We start from the raw sequence: 17,608 nt of genomic DNA, 5'->3' as shown, positions 1-17,608 counted from the left end.
GGAAAGCCGAGATGGAAAAAATATTAGAAGTAAAAGACTTGGAGCTTTCCTTCCATACTTTTGCAGGAGAAGTTAAAGCTATTCGAGGCGTTAATTTCGACTTATTAAAAGGGGAAACTCTTGCAATTGTTGGAGAGTCTGGTTCTGGAAAGTCAGTTACAACAAAAGCAATTATGCGCTTATTACCTGAACATAGTTCAGAATTTAAAAATGGTCAAATTCTTTTTAACGGGAAAGACTTAACTAAATTAACGGATAAAGAAATGCAGAAGATTCGCGGGAAAGATATCTCAATGATCTTCCAAGATCCTATGACTTCTTTGAATCCTACTATGACAATAGGCAAACAAATTATGGAGCCTATTTTGAAACATCAAAAAGTTAGTAAGACCGAGGCTCGTAAAATAGCGGTAGACTTATTACGTTTAGTAGGAATGCCGAAACCAGAAGCACGTATTAAACAGTATCCTCATCAATTTTCTGGAGGGCAACGTCAACGTATTGTTATTGCAATAGCTTTGGCTTGTAATCCACAAATACTTATTGCAGATGAGCCTACTACTGCACTGGACGTTACTATTCAAGCACAGATTTTAGAGTTAATGAAAGATCTTCAGAAGAAAATTGACACATCAATTATATTCATTACACATGATTTAGGTGTTGTAGCGAACGTAGCAGATAGAGTGGCAGTTATGTACGGTGGGCGAATCGTAGAGATTGGGACGGTTGATGAACTTTTCTATAATCCACAACATCCATATACATGGGGACTATTAAGTTCGATGCCTTCTCTAGATGTGACGGAAGAAAAACTGTATGCAATACCAGGAACTCCTCCGGATTTATTGTATCCACCAAAAGGAGATGCCTTTGCATTACGTAGTGACTATGCATTGAAAATCGATTTAGAAGAAGCGCCACCATTCTTTAAAGTAAGTGATACACATTATGCAGCAACTTGGTTATTACATCCAGACGCGCCTCAAGTAGAACCACCTGTATCAATTGTGGAGCGAATGAAAAAATTCCCGGGAAGCCGCTATTATAATGGAACTGAAGGAGGTACTTACTAATGGCTGAAAAATTACTAGAAATTAAAAATTTAAAGCAATATTTCAATCCAGGTAAGCCAAACGAAGTTCGAGCGGTAGATGATATAAGCTTTGATATTTATAAGGGTGAAACACTAGGTCTTGTTGGAGAATCGGGTTGTGGAAAATCTACAACAGGTCGTACTATCATTCGTCTTTACGATGCAACAGATGGCGAAGTAATTTATGATGGTGTAAATGTTCACGATAAAAAATCTAAACAAGATTTAAAAATATTTAATCGCAAAATGCAAATGATTTTCCAAGACCCTTATGCTTCATTAAATCCACGTATGAAAGTATTGGATATTATCGCAGAAGGTTTAGATATTCATGGTCTAGTGAAAAACTCAAAAGAACGTAAAGAACGCGTTGTGGAATTATTAGAGACAGTAGGTTTAAATCGTGAACATGCTGACCGCTATGCACATGAGTTTTCCGGAGGTCAACGTCAACGATTAGGAATTGCAAGAGCACTTGCAGTTAATCCTGAGTTTATTATTGCTGATGAGCCTATCTCAGCTCTTGATGTTTCTATTCAAGCGCAGGTTGTCAACTTATTAAAGGAATTGCAAAAAGAAAAAGGATTGACGTATTTGTTTATAGCCCATGACTTATCGATGGTTAAATACATTTCAGACAGAATTGGTGTAATGTATTTTGGTAAACTGGTCGAGCTAGCTCCTGCGGAGGATTTATATAACAATCCTCTACATCCATATACTCAATCTTTATTATCCGCTATTCCGCTTCCGGATCCTGATTATGAACGCACTCGTGTTCGTAAATCATATGATCCTTCTTCTCATAACTATCAAGACGGAGAAGAAGTAGCTATGCGTGAAATTACACCTGGGCATTTTGTTTATTGCTCAGAAAAAGAATATGTGGCATTAAAGGCAGCTGCAAGCGCACGTTTATAGTTTGTTTAAACGGTCATTCTAATTGGAATGGCCGTTTTTTATTATATATATTCTTTCAATCTATAAGTACTACTGATAGAATGAATAAATAAAGCAGAAAGGAAGTCTATAACATATGAAGAATTCTTTAAGATTGTTAACAACATTTGGCATTGCAACTACACTTATTATTCCTACTTCTGTGTCAGCCGAAGGCAATTTGTTCTCGGAAAGCTTTTCATCTAAAGAATATAGCTTTCAAGCAATTGACGAGTCTCTCGTTTCCACTTCCAAGTTATTCATATATGATTCAGGGCTTAAATTTGCATATCCAGATGCAGTAAGAGGGGTATATGTGACTGGTCATTCCGCAGGTGGTTCTAGATTTAACGATTTAGTAAAACTTATGGACTCCACTGAACTAAACGCTATGGTAATAGATATAAAAGATGACTTTGGAAATTTAACATACATACCAAAGGAGGATTCATCTTTAGCAAAATATGAAATTGGTAAACCATACATAAAGGACCCTCAAGCAATGTTGAAAACAATGGAAGAGAAACAAATTTATCCGATTGCTCGAGTAGTAGTTTTTAAAGATACAGAGCTCGCTGAAATGAAACCGGAATGGTCGTTTGTGGAAGGTGATTCTGTGTGGAAAAATGGAAGAGGTGAAGCATTCGTTAATCCATTTTTACAAGAAGTATGGGATCATAACGTCCAAATTGCAATTGAAGCTGCTAAAATGGGTTTTAAAGAAATTCAATTCGACTACGTACGTTTCCCTGAGGGATTTGAAAAAAGAGATAGCACGCTCAAATACAATATGGGGGACTATGAAACTTCAGAGCTTGATCCTGTTCAAAGACGAGTACAAGCTGTTACAGATTTTGTTGCCTATGCTAAGGAAAAATTGGAACCATACGGAGCACAAGTATCTGTAGATATTTTTGGTTATTCTGCAACACTTCCTGAAGCACCAGGCATTGGACAAAACTTTTCTAAAATATCGGCAAACGTAGATGTCATTTCATCTATGATATATCCAAGTCATTGGACATCTTATTTTGGGATTGCTAAACCAGATCTCGAACCTTATCGATTAGTTCAGGAATATGCTAAGGTAGAGAATGCTAAATTGGGAGAACTGAAAAATCCACCAATATCACGACCTTGGCTACAAGATTTTACTGCTTCTTATTTAGGTGCTGGCAATTATCAAACGTATGGTAAGGAAGAAGTAGAAGCACAAATTAAAGCGTTAAATGAAGCAGGTATTAAAGAATTTTTACTTTGGAATGCTGGCAATAAGTATTCTCCAGGGGTGGATTACACACCAAATTGAAGCATTTATGAAGAAACACAAGATGAAAATCTTGTGTTTTTTTTATTTTTTGAAACCTTTTTTCATCAAAAACGTACTATTAAGTATAACAGGCATTTTCAATTTGACTTTTCTAATTGAGAATAATATCAAAAAATATTTTTAAGTAGGTTTAAATAAGAAAAGAAATGGGTATAAGGTAAACATAGAGTAATTTGTCCTTTAATAGCAAGAAGAGCTTATATTTTCAACGAATTTGTGTCTAGGTATATAAATAGTAAAAAAATTTTTATAAACATATTTTAATTAATATAAAATTGGTGTATACTTTAAAAGTAAAGTTCTTACATTAAACTAATTATAATCTACTTCATATAACACAATCACTAATTGAAAGGAAGTGTTTTTATTGATGGTTACATTATTTACTTCACCAAGTTGTACTTCTTGTAGAAAAGCAAAAGCATGGTTAGAAGAGCATGATATTCCTTATACAGAGCGTAACATTTTTTCTGAACCACTTAGCATAAGTGAAATAAAAGAGATTTTACGAATGACAGAGGATGGGACTGATGAAATTATCTCAACTCGTTCTAAAATATTCCAAAAATTAAATGTTGATGTGGAAAGCTTACCTCTTCAACGTCTATATGAGTTAATTCAAGAGTATCCTGGATTATTACGCCGTCCAATCATTTTAGATGAAAAACGATTACAAGTTGGATACAACGAAGACGAAATTCGTCGATTTTTGCCGAGAAAAGTTCGAGCGTATCAATTGCTTGAAGCTCAACGACTTGTAAACTAATAGCAATCTGTATTATTTTAAGGTAATTACCATTTATCTTATTAACTTAATTCTAATTATAAAATGAACAGACGCTAGACAATTTAGGCATTTGCCTGAAAATTGTCTTGCGTTTTTATTTTAGTACTTGCATTGTTACCTAAATTTTCTTACAATGCAGATAGTCTACTTATTATTATGAAAAGGTGAGCATGAATCCTTTTCTTTTTTTATTAAACAACATACAATAGTAGTAGACATTGCAGCAAGAAACGGTCAGAAGCGAAAGGAGATGTGTTAAATGGATATCGAGCGTATCAATGATAACACTTTCAAAGTATACATTTCATACATCGACATTGAAGAAAGAGGCTTCAGCCGAGATGAAATATGGTTTAACAAAGATAAGAGCGAGCAGCTTTTTTGGGAGATGATGGATGAGGTTCATGATGATGATCATTTTGACGATTTAGATGGTCCATTATGGATTCAAGTTCATGCGATGGAAAAAGGTTTGGAAGTAATTGTTACTCGAACGGAAATGACTAAAGGAAATGACCGATCAGAATCAAGTTTTGAATTGGAAGATCAATCAGGAAAAATTTTCAAAAACGGTGTATCAAGTTCTATAGGTCCCCATGAGTTTGAAGACTTTCCAAACTATATGGACGATTTAGAAGAATTACCATCAGATTATACGTTTGTATTTGAAAATTTTGATGACTTGCTCCCTCTGGCTAAAAAAATGGATAAAAAAATAACCCAGTCTTCGTTATATTATTATGAAGATAAATATTACTTGAATGTACACTTTAACTTTGATATGAATGAACTGGTATCTATTCTGGATACGCTAAGTGTTATATCAGAATTTGCTAATAAAACAAATAAAACAATTCATATAATTCAAGAATACGGGAAAGAAATAATAGCAAACGATGCATTTCAAGAACTAAACAAACATTTTTAAACCTTCTGTAATAGAAGGTTTTTTTTATTTGAGAACTATTTTTCTACTAAAGTCTGTACAATACAAAATATTGTATGGACTTGACTTTTTATCTGAATATTCGTAACTTTGAGTAAGGAGGTGTTTAAATTTCTTACCGCAATTACAAAACATGGAAAGATTTTTGTGCCAGCGCACTATACAAAAGAACATCTATCGGAATGTAAGAAGCATACAACTTTTTATTGTCTACAATGCAGAGAAGAAGTCATATTAAAAAATGGACAAATTAATATCCCGCATTTTGCTCACAGAAGTAGGTCGGATTGTGTCAGCTCATTTTCTGAAGGAGAAACCGAAGATCATCTAAACGGTAAACTTCAATTGTTTTCATTTTTTCAACAGAAAAAAGTACAAGCTTATTTAGAGGGATATATGCCTTCAATTAAACAGAGACCTGATATTTTAATCAAAGACAACAAGCAGTCCATCGCAATTGAATTTCAATGTAGTCAATTACCTACCTCTCTTGTAATTGATCGGTCAAAAGGCTATAAGAAACAATCCATAACACCATTATGGATACTAAGAACTCCCCCTATGACTGAGTTCCCTATTAATGACATTGGTATTATGAAGTTATCCGCATTTAAAAAACACTTCTTTGTTAGATATCCTACTGATGGAAAAACCATTATCACCTACTGTCCCCGTACAAAACAATTTCAATATATTTCAAATATGCTTCACATTAAAGCAAATACTTATATTATCAAAACGAAAAAATTATCTATAAACGATCAAACATGGCCATTTGCGGTTTTAAAGCGCATATCAATGGAAGAATTTCAAAAATATCTTTATCTATATCAAAACCATAGGTTCAAGCATATTAATCACTTGTATTACTATAATAGAAGAGGAATCCAATCTGCCTTTTTACAAGTATGTTATAGATGGGGAATATCTCCATTAAAACTCCCGTTGTTTATTGGAATTCCAACTGCCTATGCAGAAGTATTTGGTGTCCATGCAGTGGAATGGCAAATTCAACTTCTTGATTATTTAAAAGAAATAAATGTACCAATTGACTCTGCCAACGTTTCGCATGCTAAGGAATTTATTCGAATCCGACCATTTGGACTAGCGGGAGATGAACAAAAGCTACTAGCGGTAAAAGCTTATATAAATATTTTAAATGAAAGTATGCTTAAAATTGGGGAAGATGGTTATGATGGTCATATCAATTTTCCTAAAATGGTTAAACTATTGTACATTGATTTTCTTGCATATTAACTAGAAAATTGAGAAAATAAAAAGTGATTCGAAATTCGAAGCAAATGGAAGGGGAGTTCATCATGACTGCAGAAACAAAAAACAAAATCTTATCACGAGAAGAAGTTGATGAGCATTTAACATGGAAATTAGAAGATATTTTTGCTTCTAATGATGTATGGGAAAAGGAGTTCAAGGAAGTTTCAGAGCTATCTAAACAAGCAGCTTCATACAAAGGAACCATTAATAATGGAGCAGACGCACTATTAGCTGTTTTAAAATATAGAGATGAACTAACGGAACGTTTACGCAAACTATATACGTATGCACATATGCGTCATGATCAAGATACAACAAATAGCACTTATCAAGCAATGGAGAGCCGTATCAAATCCCTTTTTGTAAAGGTTTCCACTGAATTGTCTTTCTTAGTTCCTGAAATATTATCTATAGATGAAACAATCATTTCGAGTTATTTATCACAGAATAATGACTTGAAATTATACAACCAGTTGTTAGAAGAAATTAATAAGGAACGCCCTCACATTCTTTCACAAGAACAAGAAGCACTCCTTGCTCAATATTCCGAAATTGCTGGTGCATCTGCCGATACATTTGGTAAATTAAATAATGCTGATTTAGAATTTCCATTTATAAAAGATGAAGATGGTAATGAAATACAACTTACACACGGCAGATATACTCGCTTATTAGAAAGTGAAGATGGAAGAGTACGCGAGGATGCATTCAAAGCGATGTATGACACCTATGGTAAGTTTCGTAATACTTTTGCCTCCACTTTAAGTGGTAATGTGAAAGGGGATAATGTAAACGCAAAGATTAGAAATTATGCGTCTGCTCGTGAAGCTGCAATGTCCCAAAATCATATTCCGGAAAGTGTATACGATAATCTAGTAGGTACGATCAATAAAAATGTGCATTTACTTCATAAATATGTAGGATTACGGAAGAAAGTGTTAGGTGTAGATGAACTTCATATGTGGGATTTATATACACCACTTGTTAAAGAGGTAGATATGGAGTATACGTATGAAGAAGCATGCAATACAATGCTAAAGAGCTTTGAACCCCTAGGGGAAGAGTATGTATCCCTAGTGAAAAAAGGATTGGAAAATCGTTGGGTGGACGTTGTAGAAACGAAGGGAAAACGGTCAGGAGCATATTCTTCGGGTTCGTATGGAACAAATCCATATATATTAATGAACTGGCAAAATAACGTGAATAATTTATTCACGTTAGCACATGAGTTTGGACATAGTATACACAGTTATTATACTCGAGCAAATCAACCATATGTTTATGGAGATTATTCTATATTCGTTGCAGAGGTTGCATCAACAAGTAATGAAGCATTGTTAAATGATTACTTGTTGAAAACAATTGAAGATCCTAAAAAACGTATATATTTATTAAATCATTGGTTAGAAGGTTTCCGTGGGACAGTTTTCCGTCAAACAATGTTTGCTGAATTTGAACACATCATTCACAAACTAGATCAAGACGGAGAAGCCCTTACTGCAGATAAGCTGACAGAGGAATATTACAATTTAAATAAAAAGTATTTTGGTGATGAAATTATTATTGATGAGCAAATTGGACTAGAATGGGCACGTATTCCACATTTCTACTACAATTATTATGTGTATCAATATGCAACAGGATTAAGTGCTGCTACTGCGCTTAGCAATCAAATACTGACAGAGGGCAAGCCAGCAGTTGATCGCTATATTAATGAATTTTTAAAAGCTGGATGCTCAGATTATCCAATTGAAGTGTTGAAAAAGGCTGGGGTAGATATGAATACCGCTGCTCCAATTGAGGAAGCATGTCGTGTGTTCGAAGAAAAACTAAATGAACTAGAGCAGCTGCTTTTAGGAGAATAAGATCGAAAGACTGACATTTTTTATGTCGGTCTTTTTTTTATAATTAGTCCATTTTTAATGTAGAAAAGATGTTGAACAGACAGATAGTAATTTATCCGGGTACAAAGTTTTTTATCCGGTCATATTTACGCTTATCCGGACACAATTTTTTCTATCCGGTCAGAAAAAATGCTTATTCGGTCGAATCGGACGGCTTGTCTCAATAATCGGATGGTTTGTCTCAATAATCGGTCGGTCCACGTATACAATCAGATGGCTCAGCAAGAATGTTAATAAATATTACTGAAAAACTGAATTTGGCATACTTCTTTCATTGAATTGTATCTATTTAATCGAATGTTATCTGATGCGTGTATTTCAGAACGCAAGGGGGAATCATCTTACGTAGGCTCTTGCGTTGCTGTGCGGCAATGGAACATTCATTTATTTGTTTTATACGGTAGGGGAGTTGTGATTGGGATTATGTCACAAGGTTACTTTTCTGAATAAGGGATCCTACGTATATTATCCTAATTAAAATGGTCATCTTTCAGAAGTTATCAGGATGTGCGCCAAACACGCCACTGGAATGAGCAGAATGGAGTCTCGTAAAGTAATAAGGGATTGGACGAAGGAGCGACTTATCCTACGGGGCGGATGCGTACTGTACAGCAAGCGCACATCCGTGTATTTGGCAGGTGCTGGTTGTGATGACCAATGCGGATAAAGGTATTGTTTAAGTAATTAATAAAGGTTAGACGTCCTATGTATGACGATTTTGTGAAAAGAGTATCTAATATATTGTATTTTTAAAAATGACATGTTAAAGTAAGAGTGTGAAATAAATCACAAGATAACATACACCCCTTTGTTTGAACGTGAACATTTCTCCCATCCCCTTTGTAAAAAGAAAAGGCCTTTTCCTCAATTGGAGGAATGGGCTTTTTCTTTTCCCTTTATTTTTATGTAAGTCTAAAGTACAAATTATAATTTAAAGAATCTAAGTCAGATGTTGAGGTGTAGTGATTTTGGTTAGACAATTTCACAGCACTCTTTTTTGCGAAGGCTTTGATTTTTGCTACGTTTCGGGGGGGGGATGGATTTTCAGCTTGTACTGTTCGCGGTGGTTGCACCTCTCCTACGCACCTCTTGTTCTTTTTTCATGCTCCTAACAAGAATTATAGACCAATTTAAAAAGCAGTCTAACATTCTAGTTTAATTACACTGAAATGTTAGACTGCTTTTATTTATTTTAATTGCCACAAAACGTTGCCCTCTATGAAAACTCTTTCCACCTCTTGTAATAATAGACGTTTTTTCATTTCACGCTCGGCTTGTTGTTCAGATATATTATAATAGCAAGCTATTTCACTAGTTGATATTGAGTGGAACCAGTCAAATAACTTTTCTAGGGTCGGCGGTTGTTGTTTCTTAGGTTCTTCATAAAGCATTTCCGATAATATTTGTACATAAATTTCATAAGGATAAATGCCGGACACTTTAATGCCTTCGTCTTCTATATTTTCGTTGAAGAAAACGATACTTGGAAAAGAAGTTACTTCCATTTCACTTGTTATCGATAAATCATTTTGAAAAGAACGAGCACATTCTTTTGACTGAAAATCATTTGTAAATTCCTTCACATCAATTTTAACCTCATTTGCTAAATCTTGAAGCACAGAGAAGGAGGTTACGTTTCTAGTTTTTAGAAAGAGATGTTCTTGTAGTTTATTAAAATAACGTATTGCTGCTTTTTTTCCTTGAAACTCTGCAGCTTTAACTGCAATTGTAGGGAAAACAGGGTGCTCTATTTCAGATACATCATATTCTGTTTTTAGTATCTGTTCCTTTGGTTTTTTGCAAACAGTGTTCAATTTACTAATTTGAGTACTTAGTACTGTGCGAACTGTAAAATACTGTCCATATTCCACTTGCAATTTCCGAATGATTGGTTGCAAATCCCAACAAGCTGAACAAAGAGGATCAAGAAAAATATACATTTCAATTGGCTTGTTTATTAAAGAATGTGCAATCGTTTCAGCCGGAATTTGTATTCTTGTCACATTTTTTCCTCCTCATGACTCATTTGATTGACCATGTGGTTGGCAGTAAGTACAAGTCTTCTAAAAAAATTATCACGGAACTTTCCTTCTAGACCCACTTTATCCATTGCATCACTCATACAAGCAAGCCAGGCTTCTGCACGTTCGGGTGTGATTGGAAACGGATTATGGCGCATCTTCATCATAGGATGTCCGTGTTCTTCAGTATATAAATTAGGGCCACCTAAATATTGAGTTAAAAATTGTTTCTGTTTTCTTGCAGTTTCTGTTAAATCATTTGGGAAGATTGGCTTCAGCTTAGGATGTTTTGCTACATTACTATAGAATGCATCGACTAACTCTGATAATTTTTCTGCTCCGATTTCATCAAAAGGAAGAATTGGTTTTTCTGTCATCTTTCTGACTCCTTTGCTTAGCTCTATTTATATTCTATCAATCTGCATCAAATATCTCAAACAATTAGACTGTCTCTAAAGTTAGAGCCATAAAAAAACGACCACTAAATGAGGTCGTTTCATTATGCATCATGTAGGGGTCAGTAAAGTGGCGAATTAAGCTTGGAAGTAATTCATCACTTTTTTTACGTAGTTTTGCGTCTCTTTATATGGTGGAATACCATCATATTTCTTAACAGCTCCTGGTCCGGCATTATATGCAGCAAGAGCAGTTTCAATATTCCCATCAAATTGGTTAAGCATCTGACGTAAATATTTTGCGCCTCCCATTATGTTGTCTAAAGGATCCAAAATGTTAGTTACTCCTAAATATTTTGCAGTACCAGGCATTAATTGCATTAATCCAGAAGCACCTGCCGTACTTACAGCATTGGCGTTAAAATTCGATTCTTGTTTAATGACGGATGAAATAAGCTTTTCAGGTAAATTGTATTTTGAAGCAGCTTGTTGAATAATTTCATCATAATTAGAAGAAGCAACGCCTTGTGATGTGAAAGACGATAAAGTTGTTGCTAGACTGTCATTTTGAATAGAAATACTTGATGGAATAAATACTGGAGCATTCCCATTATAAAAAAGAGAGTTAGCAGTATTGGAATTCGCAGTACTTCCGCTATCTTGAAGTACTTCTCCAAGTAGGTCTGAAAACAAGGAAGAATTACTAGAGTTTTGAGAACTTTGTACTGATCCTAGGGTTTGCATAGCATTAATTTCTAATAATGTTTTTAATGATTGTATATCCACAAGGTGTCAACCTTTCAAGGTATGATTATAGTTTATTAGTCGTGCAATCTTTTTATCGGCACTTCTTATGGGTATCTGAAGCGATTCCAATAAATTTACAAATACTTTTTTTCCATTTTCGACATTATCACACTCATATTCTACTTCAAAATCTTCTGTTTGACTATAAAGTGAATGATCAAAAAAGAGCATTCCATTTTCAAAGGTTTTATTAGCCCGATTAGTTTGCATACTTCCTATGCAAGTGAGAGTTCCTTCATTCTTTATTTGATTTATAATTGGAATATCTGGAAAATGGAGGTTCTGCAAAATCTCTTCTTTTTCACTATCCGTTAGTAGATATGTTGTTTCGTTCATAATATGCTCTTTCTCAGGAACTTTTAATGTGAGTTCATTTTTATTGTCCATCACTCGCAAACGAAAGCCCATTTTCTTTTCTTTAAAATAATTACTTGAGGTATCAAAATAGTAATTAGTTTGTGTATAGAAATCATCTGAGTCTACTTGAAAATGAGCGAGCATTTGTTCGAATTCATCTTTAGTCAATAAGTTTTTAAATTCGATTTCTTTTTCAGTATGCATGAATTCACAACCTTTCTTATTATTTCTATTATAGACGCTTTGCAACGACATTCAATATGATAAAATAGGGGAAGAATGGATAGAGAGGAAGATATACTTTGCCTATTACTTATAATGTGCACAGTGGTGTGCAATTAGAAAATGATATCAGATTTATTTTAGATGACAATCCAATAAATCCACAAATAAAAGCAGGCGGTCAAATGATAACGGATTCAGATTCGTTAGCATTTGTTTATTTACTAGAAGATGAAACAGGATATCATTATGTTAAGTTTGGACAAGATGTATGGCCGCTTTTAGTTACTACATTAAAAGCAACAAAAGATCCAACTTTGCAATATGGTGAGGATGAATTAGTGTTAGATATGTTTCGAGAAGAACTTGAGATGCTCATTTTCAATATCGAAGGAAATGAAAACTATGGTGTTGAATTTTCAAGTGCGGTAGAGGAAGCATTTAACGAGATTCTTAAAGCATAGAAAGTCATGTGGAGTGGAGGTCACGCTTATGGGGCAGTGGGAACGTTTTTTAGAGCCGTACAAGCAAGCAGTTTCAGAGCTGAAAATTAAGCTAAAGGGAATGCGTACACAATATGAAATAGAAAATATAAACTCCCCGATTGAATTTGTAACTGGACGGGTTAAACCATTAGCAAGTATATATGATAAATCGTTAGAAAAAGGAATTGTATTCGTGCCTTCTGATGTATTAGCGAAAGAAATACCCGATATTGCAGGGGTCAGGATGATGTGTCAATTTGTAGATGATATTGAAACTGTCGTTAATTTATTACGTGCACGGAATGACTTAACAATTGTAGAAGAACGAGACTATATTTCTCATAAAAAACAAAGTGGATATAGATCGTATCACATGATAATTGAATACCCAGTTCAAACAATCCATGGAGAAATAAACATATTAGCTGAAATTCAAATTCGTACGCTTGCAATGAATTTTTGGGCATCTATTGAGCATTCTTTAAACTATAAATACAAAGGCGTATTTCCTGAAGAAATTAAAAAAAGATTACAATACGCAGCAGAAGCGGCCTTTCGCTTAGATGAAGAAATGTCCTTAATCAGAGGAGAAATTCAAGAAGCTCAAAAGTATTTTAGCGAAATAAAAGAATTGTCCAATCCAAAACTACATCTAAACCAAACAGAAGAGAGGTCTCGTGAATAATGAAATTTTTCATACAGTCTCGAAATGATGATCTTTCCAATAAGTTAATGGAAGATGCAAAATTGTATCTAGTGGATTTCGGTCTTTCATTTGATGAAGAAAATCCTGATATCGTTTTATCCATTGGTGGTGACGGAACATTATTACATGCTTTTCATAAGTATAAGCACTTAACATCTTCCGTAGCTTTTGTTGGTATTCATACTGGACATTTAGGATTTTACGCGGATTGGAAACCGGTTGAAATTGAAAAGTTAGTTATTAGTATTGCTAAGAAAGAATACGATGTAATAGAATATCCATTACTGGAAGTTACGATTAACTATCGTCATGAAGAAGATAGCTCGGTTTATTTAGCGGTGAATGAATCAACCGTAAAATCTCCTGACGTTACTTTAGTAATGGACGTAGAGCTAAACGGTATGCACTTCGAACGTTTTAGAGGTGATGGATTGTGTATGTCTACTCCATCTGGAAGTACGGCATATAACAAAGCACTTGGTGGTGCTATCGTTCATCCATCGTTAGAGGCGATGCAATTAGCAGAAATTGCTTCTATTAATAACCGTGTTTTCCGTACGGTTGGTTCACCCCTTGTATTACCGAAGCATCATTCGTGTTTATTAAAACCAGTAAAAGGTCCAGATTTTATGGTAACAGTAGATCATTTGCAACTTTTGCATAAAGATGTTCAATCTATTATGTATCGAGTTGCCAATGAAAAAATACGTTTTGCTCGTTTTCGTTCATTTCCATTTTGGCAACGTGTGCATGATTCGTTTATTGATAGTGATTTGAAAGAATGAAAAACACAAAATTAACGCTAACATTTACAATGAAGGAAGATCATATACTACTTAGAGATGCAATCAGAAAGTATGGTATTTCAAAAAAAGCTTTGACGAGTATTAAATATGAAGGTGGAAAAATTTTAGTTAATGGGGAAGAAAAGACTGTAAGACATGAACTAAAAGTTGGAGATGTTGTACCCCTTATTTTTCCAGAAGAGAAAAAAAGTGAGGGACTTATCCCTGAAATTGGTGACTTTCCAATTCTTTTTGAAGATGATCATATACTAATAATTTTAAAAGAAGCAGGAATAAGTACAATTCCTTCTAGAGAGCATCCAAATGGAACGATAGCCAATAAAGTTGCAGGCTATTATCATTCAAAAGGAATTGCTTCTACAGTTCATATTGTTACAAGATTAGATAAGGATACTTCAGGAATTATTTGTATTGCTAAGCATAGACATGCTCATCATTTGTTAAGTGAAATGCAAAAAATAGGTTCGATTTATAGGACATATGAAGCGATTGTGCATGGACATGTGATGGAAGATTCTTTTACAATTGAAGCACCAATAGGTCGTAAAAATGGGAGTATCATTGAACGAATCATTACTTCAGAAGGTAAGTATGCAAAAACAACGGTCCAAGTAATTAAGCGTTTTACATTTCAAGAAGAAAATATTACCCATGTGCGATTAAATCTTCATACTGGGCGAACACATCAAATTCGAGTACATATGATGTCAATTGGTCATCCATTGATTGGCGATGATTTGTATGGAGGGAGTCGATTTCTAATTGATCGACAAGCGTTACATGCAAAGTCGATAAAGTTAATTCATCCCTTTACAAAAGAAAATCTTCTTATAGAAGCGCCTTTCCCTAAAGATATGTATCAAATTTTATTATAAATCCCTTTATTTTACCTGTCTAAAAGGTATTATGGAGGGATTTGTTTTATTATATATTAAATTAGTTTTAAGATAATTTCCCAGGGAATAATTTTATAAAACATACTTTACGGATGTTGCTTAATATCGTTAAACCTCATACAATGAATAAGGATAACCGCAGAAAGGAGTGAGAAATGTGAAAGAAGAATTGAATCCAATTGCATTAGAAGAATCCCAGTTAATTGACATTCTCTCAAATGATTTAATGGATGAGTTCAGGGATGAATTTATGCAACTTCACCCATATGATCAATCGTTATTTTTTGAGAAGGTGGAGCCTGAAATAAGGAAGAAAATATATCACTATCTCTCTCCAAAGGAATTGGCGGAAATTTTTGAAGCGACTAAGTTCGAAGAGGAACAATATGAATTTTATTTAAAAGAAATGGACACCACATACGCTGCAGACATGCTCTCTTATATGTATGCAGATAATGCTGTTGACGTCTTGAACGAATTAGGGAAAGACCAAGTAGCTAGTTATTTAAGTATTATGGACGAAGAATCTGCACAAGAAATTAAAGAGCTTCTCCATTATGAAGAATATACTGCGGGTTCTATCATGACTACTGAATATGTAGCAATTCCAGAATCATCTACATGTAGATCAGCGATGACAATTTTGCGAAATGAGGCTCCAAACGCCGAAACAATTTATTATTTATTTGTTGTTAATGATTTCCATAAATTAACAGGGGTTATATCTCTTCGTGATTTAATCATAGCTGATGAAGATACATTAATTAAAGAAATAATGAATGAACGTGTCGTTAGTGTTTTAGTAAGTGAAGATCAAGAAGAGGTTGCTCGTACTATAAAAGATTATGATTTTCTTGCAGTACCGGTAGTAGATTTTGAACAACATCTACTTGGAATTATTACTGTCGATGATGTCATAGATGTATTAGATGAAGAAGCTTCTGACGATTATTCTAAACTTGCCGGAGTTTCTGATATGGATACATTTGACAAAAGTCCTTTCACTGCTGCTAAGAAGAGATTACCTTGGCTTATCGTATTATTATTTTTAGGTATGATGACTGCAAATTTAATGAGTATTTTTACAGAAACTTTGGAACAGGTTGCTTTGCTTGCTGTTTTTATTCCGCTAATAGCAGGTACTGCAGGTAATAGTGGAACACAAGCATTAGCTGTTGCGATTAGAGGTATTGCAACAGGAGATATTGAAGAAGAAAGCAAATTTAAAATATTACTAAGGGAAGCTGGAACGGGACTAATAACTGGTCTATTATGTGGTTTGATAGTGGTAGGCATAGTTTTCTTTTGGAAACATGACTTATTAATAGGATTACTAGTTGGAGCTGCAATTTTTGGGTCTATTTTTGTCGCTACACTTGGAGGTTCATTTATTCCTTTGCTAATCCATCGAATGAAAATCGATCCTGCTGTTGCATCTGGTCCGTTTATTACTACGATTAATGACGTAGTAAGTATTTTAATCTATCTTGGACTTGCTACATTATTTATTTCCTCCTTATCGTGAGAAGGTATTTTCACCATTTCATCTAATGAAGCATAAATTAAAGCAAAAAAGGATGTGTCTGTGAACTCTTTCAATGATCCTTTATTATTTATAAAAGCACCGCCTGTATTCCATTTACCACCAAACGTTAAAGTTAGCGTACCGGTGGAAGTCCAAATGGATGCTGTAGAAGAAGTCCAAGATGAAAGTACTTCCATATACGAAATTAGAACAACAATGTCAAAAAAAACACTTGCTATATTAGAAAAATTGCACTTTCTTTCTAAGCCGTTTCAACGGAAGGCTTATCGGCCACTAGTGTTTCATATGGAAGGTGGTATATACCTTCAAGGTGAGGTAGCAGATGTAGATGATGATGTAGTGACTTTAATAATTGGAGAAGGTGAAATTGTTACTTACCCTGTAAATAAAGTAGAAAAAATAGTGTGGCGTGGCGTAGAAATGAAATGAACAAAAAAACTATCCTATGAAGGGTAGTTTTTTTTTCTGTATAAACGATAAAACCGTTCGGGATATCCCGAACGGAGTAGACATTGCGAGGAGGAAACTAATCAGTCACATACATCTAAAAATACGTCCGCTATACATTCGATTGCACAGAAACAATTTAAATCGACTGTTACACAGCTACCAGTCAATCTCCAATTACGAACTTTACAAATTTGTCTTAAGTCGATTTTTGTACCATCTTCATTTAACAAATCAACTTCATTTCTTTCTCTATCTAGCGGTTCTAATACGCGTAATGTTGCGCAGCATGTATCAAAAATATCTTCCACTCGGAAAAATACGGAGAAACAATCATTATCGCATCTATCTCTATCTCGGAAAAATGCTTTGAATGGAGTACCGTCTTTATTCAAAAGCATAAATACACGTGTGTCCGCTTGGTTACGTGCTGGACTAACGATACCACCTAGTGGTTCTAAGAAACAACTTGTTGGACATCCTGGACAATCGTCACGTGTTGCTTGATCTTGAATATCTTTGATTGCACGAACAACGTCACAAACACAGCCTTCATTTCTTCTTACATCTGCAATATCTTCAACTCTTCCACAACCCATTGATTTCACCTCCTCTTCTCTATCTAACTTATGTAGCTTCTTCA

18 protein-coding genes are annotated in these 17,608 nt (G+C 34.5%); 13 read left to right on the top strand and 5 right to left on the bottom strand.

The genetic code is table 11. The annotated features are described in order from the left end of the window. Window positions 1–11 precede the first annotated feature (11 nt). The 7 genes from P2Q73_RS04735 to pepF all read left to right on the top strand — a co-directional run bounded on the left by P2Q73_RS04735 (window position 12) and on the right by pepF (window position 8,238). On the top strand, window positions 12–1,076 hold the full coding sequence (locus tag P2Q73_RS04735) for an ABC transporter ATP-binding protein (protein ID WP_056827556.1): 1,065 nt from the start codon (window positions 12–14) through the stop codon (window positions 1,074–1,076). Continuing rightward, complete coding sequence (locus P2Q73_RS04730; RefSeq protein ID WP_275784477.1) at window positions 1,076–2,017, top strand: ABC transporter ATP-binding protein; 942 nt, start codon at window positions 1,076–1,078, stop codon at window positions 2,015–2,017. The genes P2Q73_RS04735 and P2Q73_RS04730 overlap by 1 nt, the downstream gene beginning before the upstream one ends. Window positions 2,018–2,132: 115 nt before the next feature. Next, a complete protein-coding gene (locus P2Q73_RS04725; protein ID WP_056827555.1) occupies window positions 2,133–3,344 on the top strand; it encodes a putative glycoside hydrolase in 1,212 nt (403 codons plus the stop codon). Between the two features lie 391 nt (window positions 3,345–3,735). Beyond that, window positions 3,736–4,131 (top strand): transcriptional regulator SpxA, encoded by a 396-nt coding sequence (gene spxA, locus P2Q73_RS04720; RefSeq protein WP_053590237.1) that lies wholly within the window; start codon window positions 3,736–3,738, stop codon window positions 4,129–4,131. A gap of 280 nt (window positions 4,132–4,411) precedes the next feature. Further along, on the top strand, window positions 4,412–5,080 hold the full coding sequence (gene mecA / locus P2Q73_RS04715; protein ID WP_053590236.1) for an adaptor protein MecA: 669 nt from the start codon (window positions 4,412–4,414) through the stop codon (window positions 5,078–5,080). 120 nt (window positions 5,081–5,200) lie between these two features. Beyond that, window positions 5,201–6,355 carry a competence protein CoiA gene (locus tag P2Q73_RS04710; RefSeq protein WP_275784473.1) on the top strand — a complete coding sequence of 385 codons (1,155 nt, stop codon included), beginning with the start codon at window positions 5,201–5,203 and terminating at the stop codon, window positions 6,353–6,355. Between the two features lie 62 nt (window positions 6,356–6,417). Further along, window positions 6,418–8,238, top strand: coding sequence for an oligoendopeptidase F (gene pepF, locus P2Q73_RS04705; protein ID WP_275784470.1), 1,821 nt, complete (start codon window positions 6,418–6,420; stop codon window positions 8,236–8,238). 1,226 nt (window positions 8,239–9,464) lie between these two features. Here pepF and P2Q73_RS04700 read toward each other — a convergent pair. The 4 genes from P2Q73_RS04700 to P2Q73_RS04685 form a co-directional block, all read right to left on the bottom strand. After that, window positions 9,465–10,280 (bottom strand): DsbA family protein, encoded by an 816-nt coding sequence (locus P2Q73_RS04700; RefSeq protein WP_275784468.1) that lies wholly within the window; start codon window positions 10,278–10,280, stop codon window positions 9,465–9,467. Beyond that, window positions 10,277–10,675, bottom strand: a complete 399-nt coding sequence (locus tag P2Q73_RS04695) for a globin domain-containing protein (RefSeq protein WP_056827547.1) — start codon at window positions 10,673–10,675, stop codon at window positions 10,277–10,279. Before P2Q73_RS04695 ends, P2Q73_RS04700 begins: the two co-directional genes overlap by 4 nt. Before the next feature lie 156 nt (window positions 10,676–10,831). Then, window positions 10,832–11,479 carry a lytic transglycosylase domain-containing protein gene (locus P2Q73_RS04690; RefSeq protein ID WP_275784465.1) on the bottom strand — a complete coding sequence of 216 codons (648 nt, stop codon included), beginning with the start codon at window positions 11,477–11,479 and terminating at the stop codon, window positions 10,832–10,834. 6 nt (window positions 11,480–11,485) lie between these two features. Beyond that, window positions 11,486–12,061, bottom strand: a complete 576-nt coding sequence (locus tag P2Q73_RS04685; RefSeq protein ID WP_056827543.1) for a CYTH domain-containing protein — start codon at window positions 12,059–12,061, stop codon at window positions 11,486–11,488. A gap of 98 nt (window positions 12,062–12,159) precedes the next feature. Here P2Q73_RS04685 and P2Q73_RS04680 point away from each other — a divergent pair, with 98 nt between their 5' ends. The 6 genes from P2Q73_RS04680 to P2Q73_RS04655 all read left to right on the top strand — a co-directional run bounded on the left by P2Q73_RS04680 (window position 12,160) and on the right by P2Q73_RS04655 (window position 16,947). Next, a complete protein-coding gene (locus tag P2Q73_RS04680) occupies window positions 12,160–12,543 on the top strand; it encodes a UPF0738 family protein (protein ID WP_053590228.1) in 384 nt (127 codons plus the stop codon). Between the two features lie 28 nt (window positions 12,544–12,571). Next, window positions 12,572–13,249, top strand: coding sequence for a GTP diphosphokinase (gene yjbM / locus P2Q73_RS04675; RefSeq protein WP_053590227.1), 678 nt, complete (start codon window positions 12,572–12,574; stop codon window positions 13,247–13,249). Then, on the top strand, window positions 13,249–14,055 hold the full coding sequence (locus tag P2Q73_RS04670; RefSeq protein WP_275784461.1) for an NAD kinase: 807 nt from the start codon (window positions 13,249–13,251) through the stop codon (window positions 14,053–14,055). The genes yjbM and P2Q73_RS04670 overlap by 1 nt, the downstream gene beginning before the upstream one ends. Next, window positions 14,052–14,951 carry an RluA family pseudouridine synthase gene (locus tag P2Q73_RS04665; RefSeq protein WP_275784459.1) on the top strand — a complete coding sequence of 300 codons (900 nt, stop codon included), beginning with the start codon at window positions 14,052–14,054 and terminating at the stop codon, window positions 14,949–14,951. Before P2Q73_RS04670 ends, P2Q73_RS04665 begins: the two co-directional genes overlap by 4 nt. A gap of 199 nt (window positions 14,952–15,150) precedes the next feature. After that, complete coding sequence (mgtE, locus tag P2Q73_RS04660) at window positions 15,151–16,497, top strand: magnesium transporter (RefSeq protein ID WP_275784802.1); 1,347 nt, start codon at window positions 15,151–15,153, stop codon at window positions 16,495–16,497. A gap of 60 nt (window positions 16,498–16,557) precedes the next feature. Beyond that, window positions 16,558–16,947: a hypothetical protein gene (locus P2Q73_RS04655; protein WP_275784457.1), complete on the top strand. Its 390-nt coding sequence runs from the start codon at window positions 16,558–16,560 to the stop codon at window positions 16,945–16,947. Window positions 16,948–17,048: 101 nt separating this feature from the next. Here the strand turns inward: P2Q73_RS04655 and P2Q73_RS04650 are convergent, their stop codons facing one another. After that, entirely contained in the window at window positions 17,049–17,564 is a 516-nt protein-coding gene (locus P2Q73_RS04650; RefSeq protein WP_275784455.1) for a CotY/CotZ family spore coat protein, read from the bottom strand. Between the last annotated feature and the right edge of the window lie 44 nt (window positions 17,565–17,608).

The organism is Bacillus sp. Cr_A10 (assembly GCF_029222665.1).
In the GTDB taxonomy this organism is placed as follows: Bacteria; Bacillota; Bacilli; order Bacillales_A; family Planococcaceae; genus Psychrobacillus.
This window is presented reverse-complemented; position numbering and strand designations above follow the sequence as displayed.

Bases quoted from the DNA above. Each gene is read 5' to 3' on its own strand.
- P2Q73_RS04735 (WP_056827556.1), top strand. From the start codon at position 12: ATGGAAAAAATATTAGAAGTAAAAGACTTGGAGCTTTCCTTCCATACT.
- P2Q73_RS04730 (WP_275784477.1), top strand. From the start codon at position 1,076: ATGGCTGAAAAATTACTAGAAATTAAAAATTTAAAGCAATATTTCAAT.
- P2Q73_RS04725 (WP_056827555.1), top strand. From the start codon at position 2,133: ATGAAGAATTCTTTAAGATTGTTAACAACATTTGGCATTGCAACTACA.
- spxA (WP_053590237.1), top strand. From the start codon at position 3,736: ATGGTTACATTATTTACTTCACCAAGTTGTACTTCTTGTAGAAAAGCA.
- mecA (WP_053590236.1), top strand. From the start codon at position 4,412: ATGGATATCGAGCGTATCAATGATAACACTTTCAAAGTATACATTTCA.
- pepF (WP_275784470.1), top strand. From the start codon at position 6,418: ATGACTGCAGAAACAAAAAACAAAATCTTATCACGAGAAGAAGTTGAT.
- P2Q73_RS04695 (WP_056827547.1), bottom strand. From the start codon at position 10,675: ATGACAGAAAAACCAATTCTTCCTTTTGATGAAATCGGAGCAGAAAAA.
- P2Q73_RS04685 (WP_056827543.1), bottom strand. From the start codon at position 12,061: ATGCATACTGAAAAAGAAATCGAATTTAAAAACTTATTGACTAAAGAT.
- yjbM (WP_053590227.1), top strand. From the start codon at position 12,572: ATGGGGCAGTGGGAACGTTTTTTAGAGCCGTACAAGCAAGCAGTTTCA.
- P2Q73_RS04670 (WP_275784461.1), top strand. From the start codon at position 13,249: ATGAAATTTTTCATACAGTCTCGAAATGATGATCTTTCCAATAAGTTA.
- P2Q73_RS04665 (WP_275784459.1), top strand. From the start codon at position 14,052: ATGAAAAACACAAAATTAACGCTAACATTTACAATGAAGGAAGATCAT.
- P2Q73_RS04650 (WP_275784455.1), bottom strand. From the start codon at position 17,564: ATGGGTTGTGGAAGAGTTGAAGATATTGCAGATGTAAGAAGAAATGAA.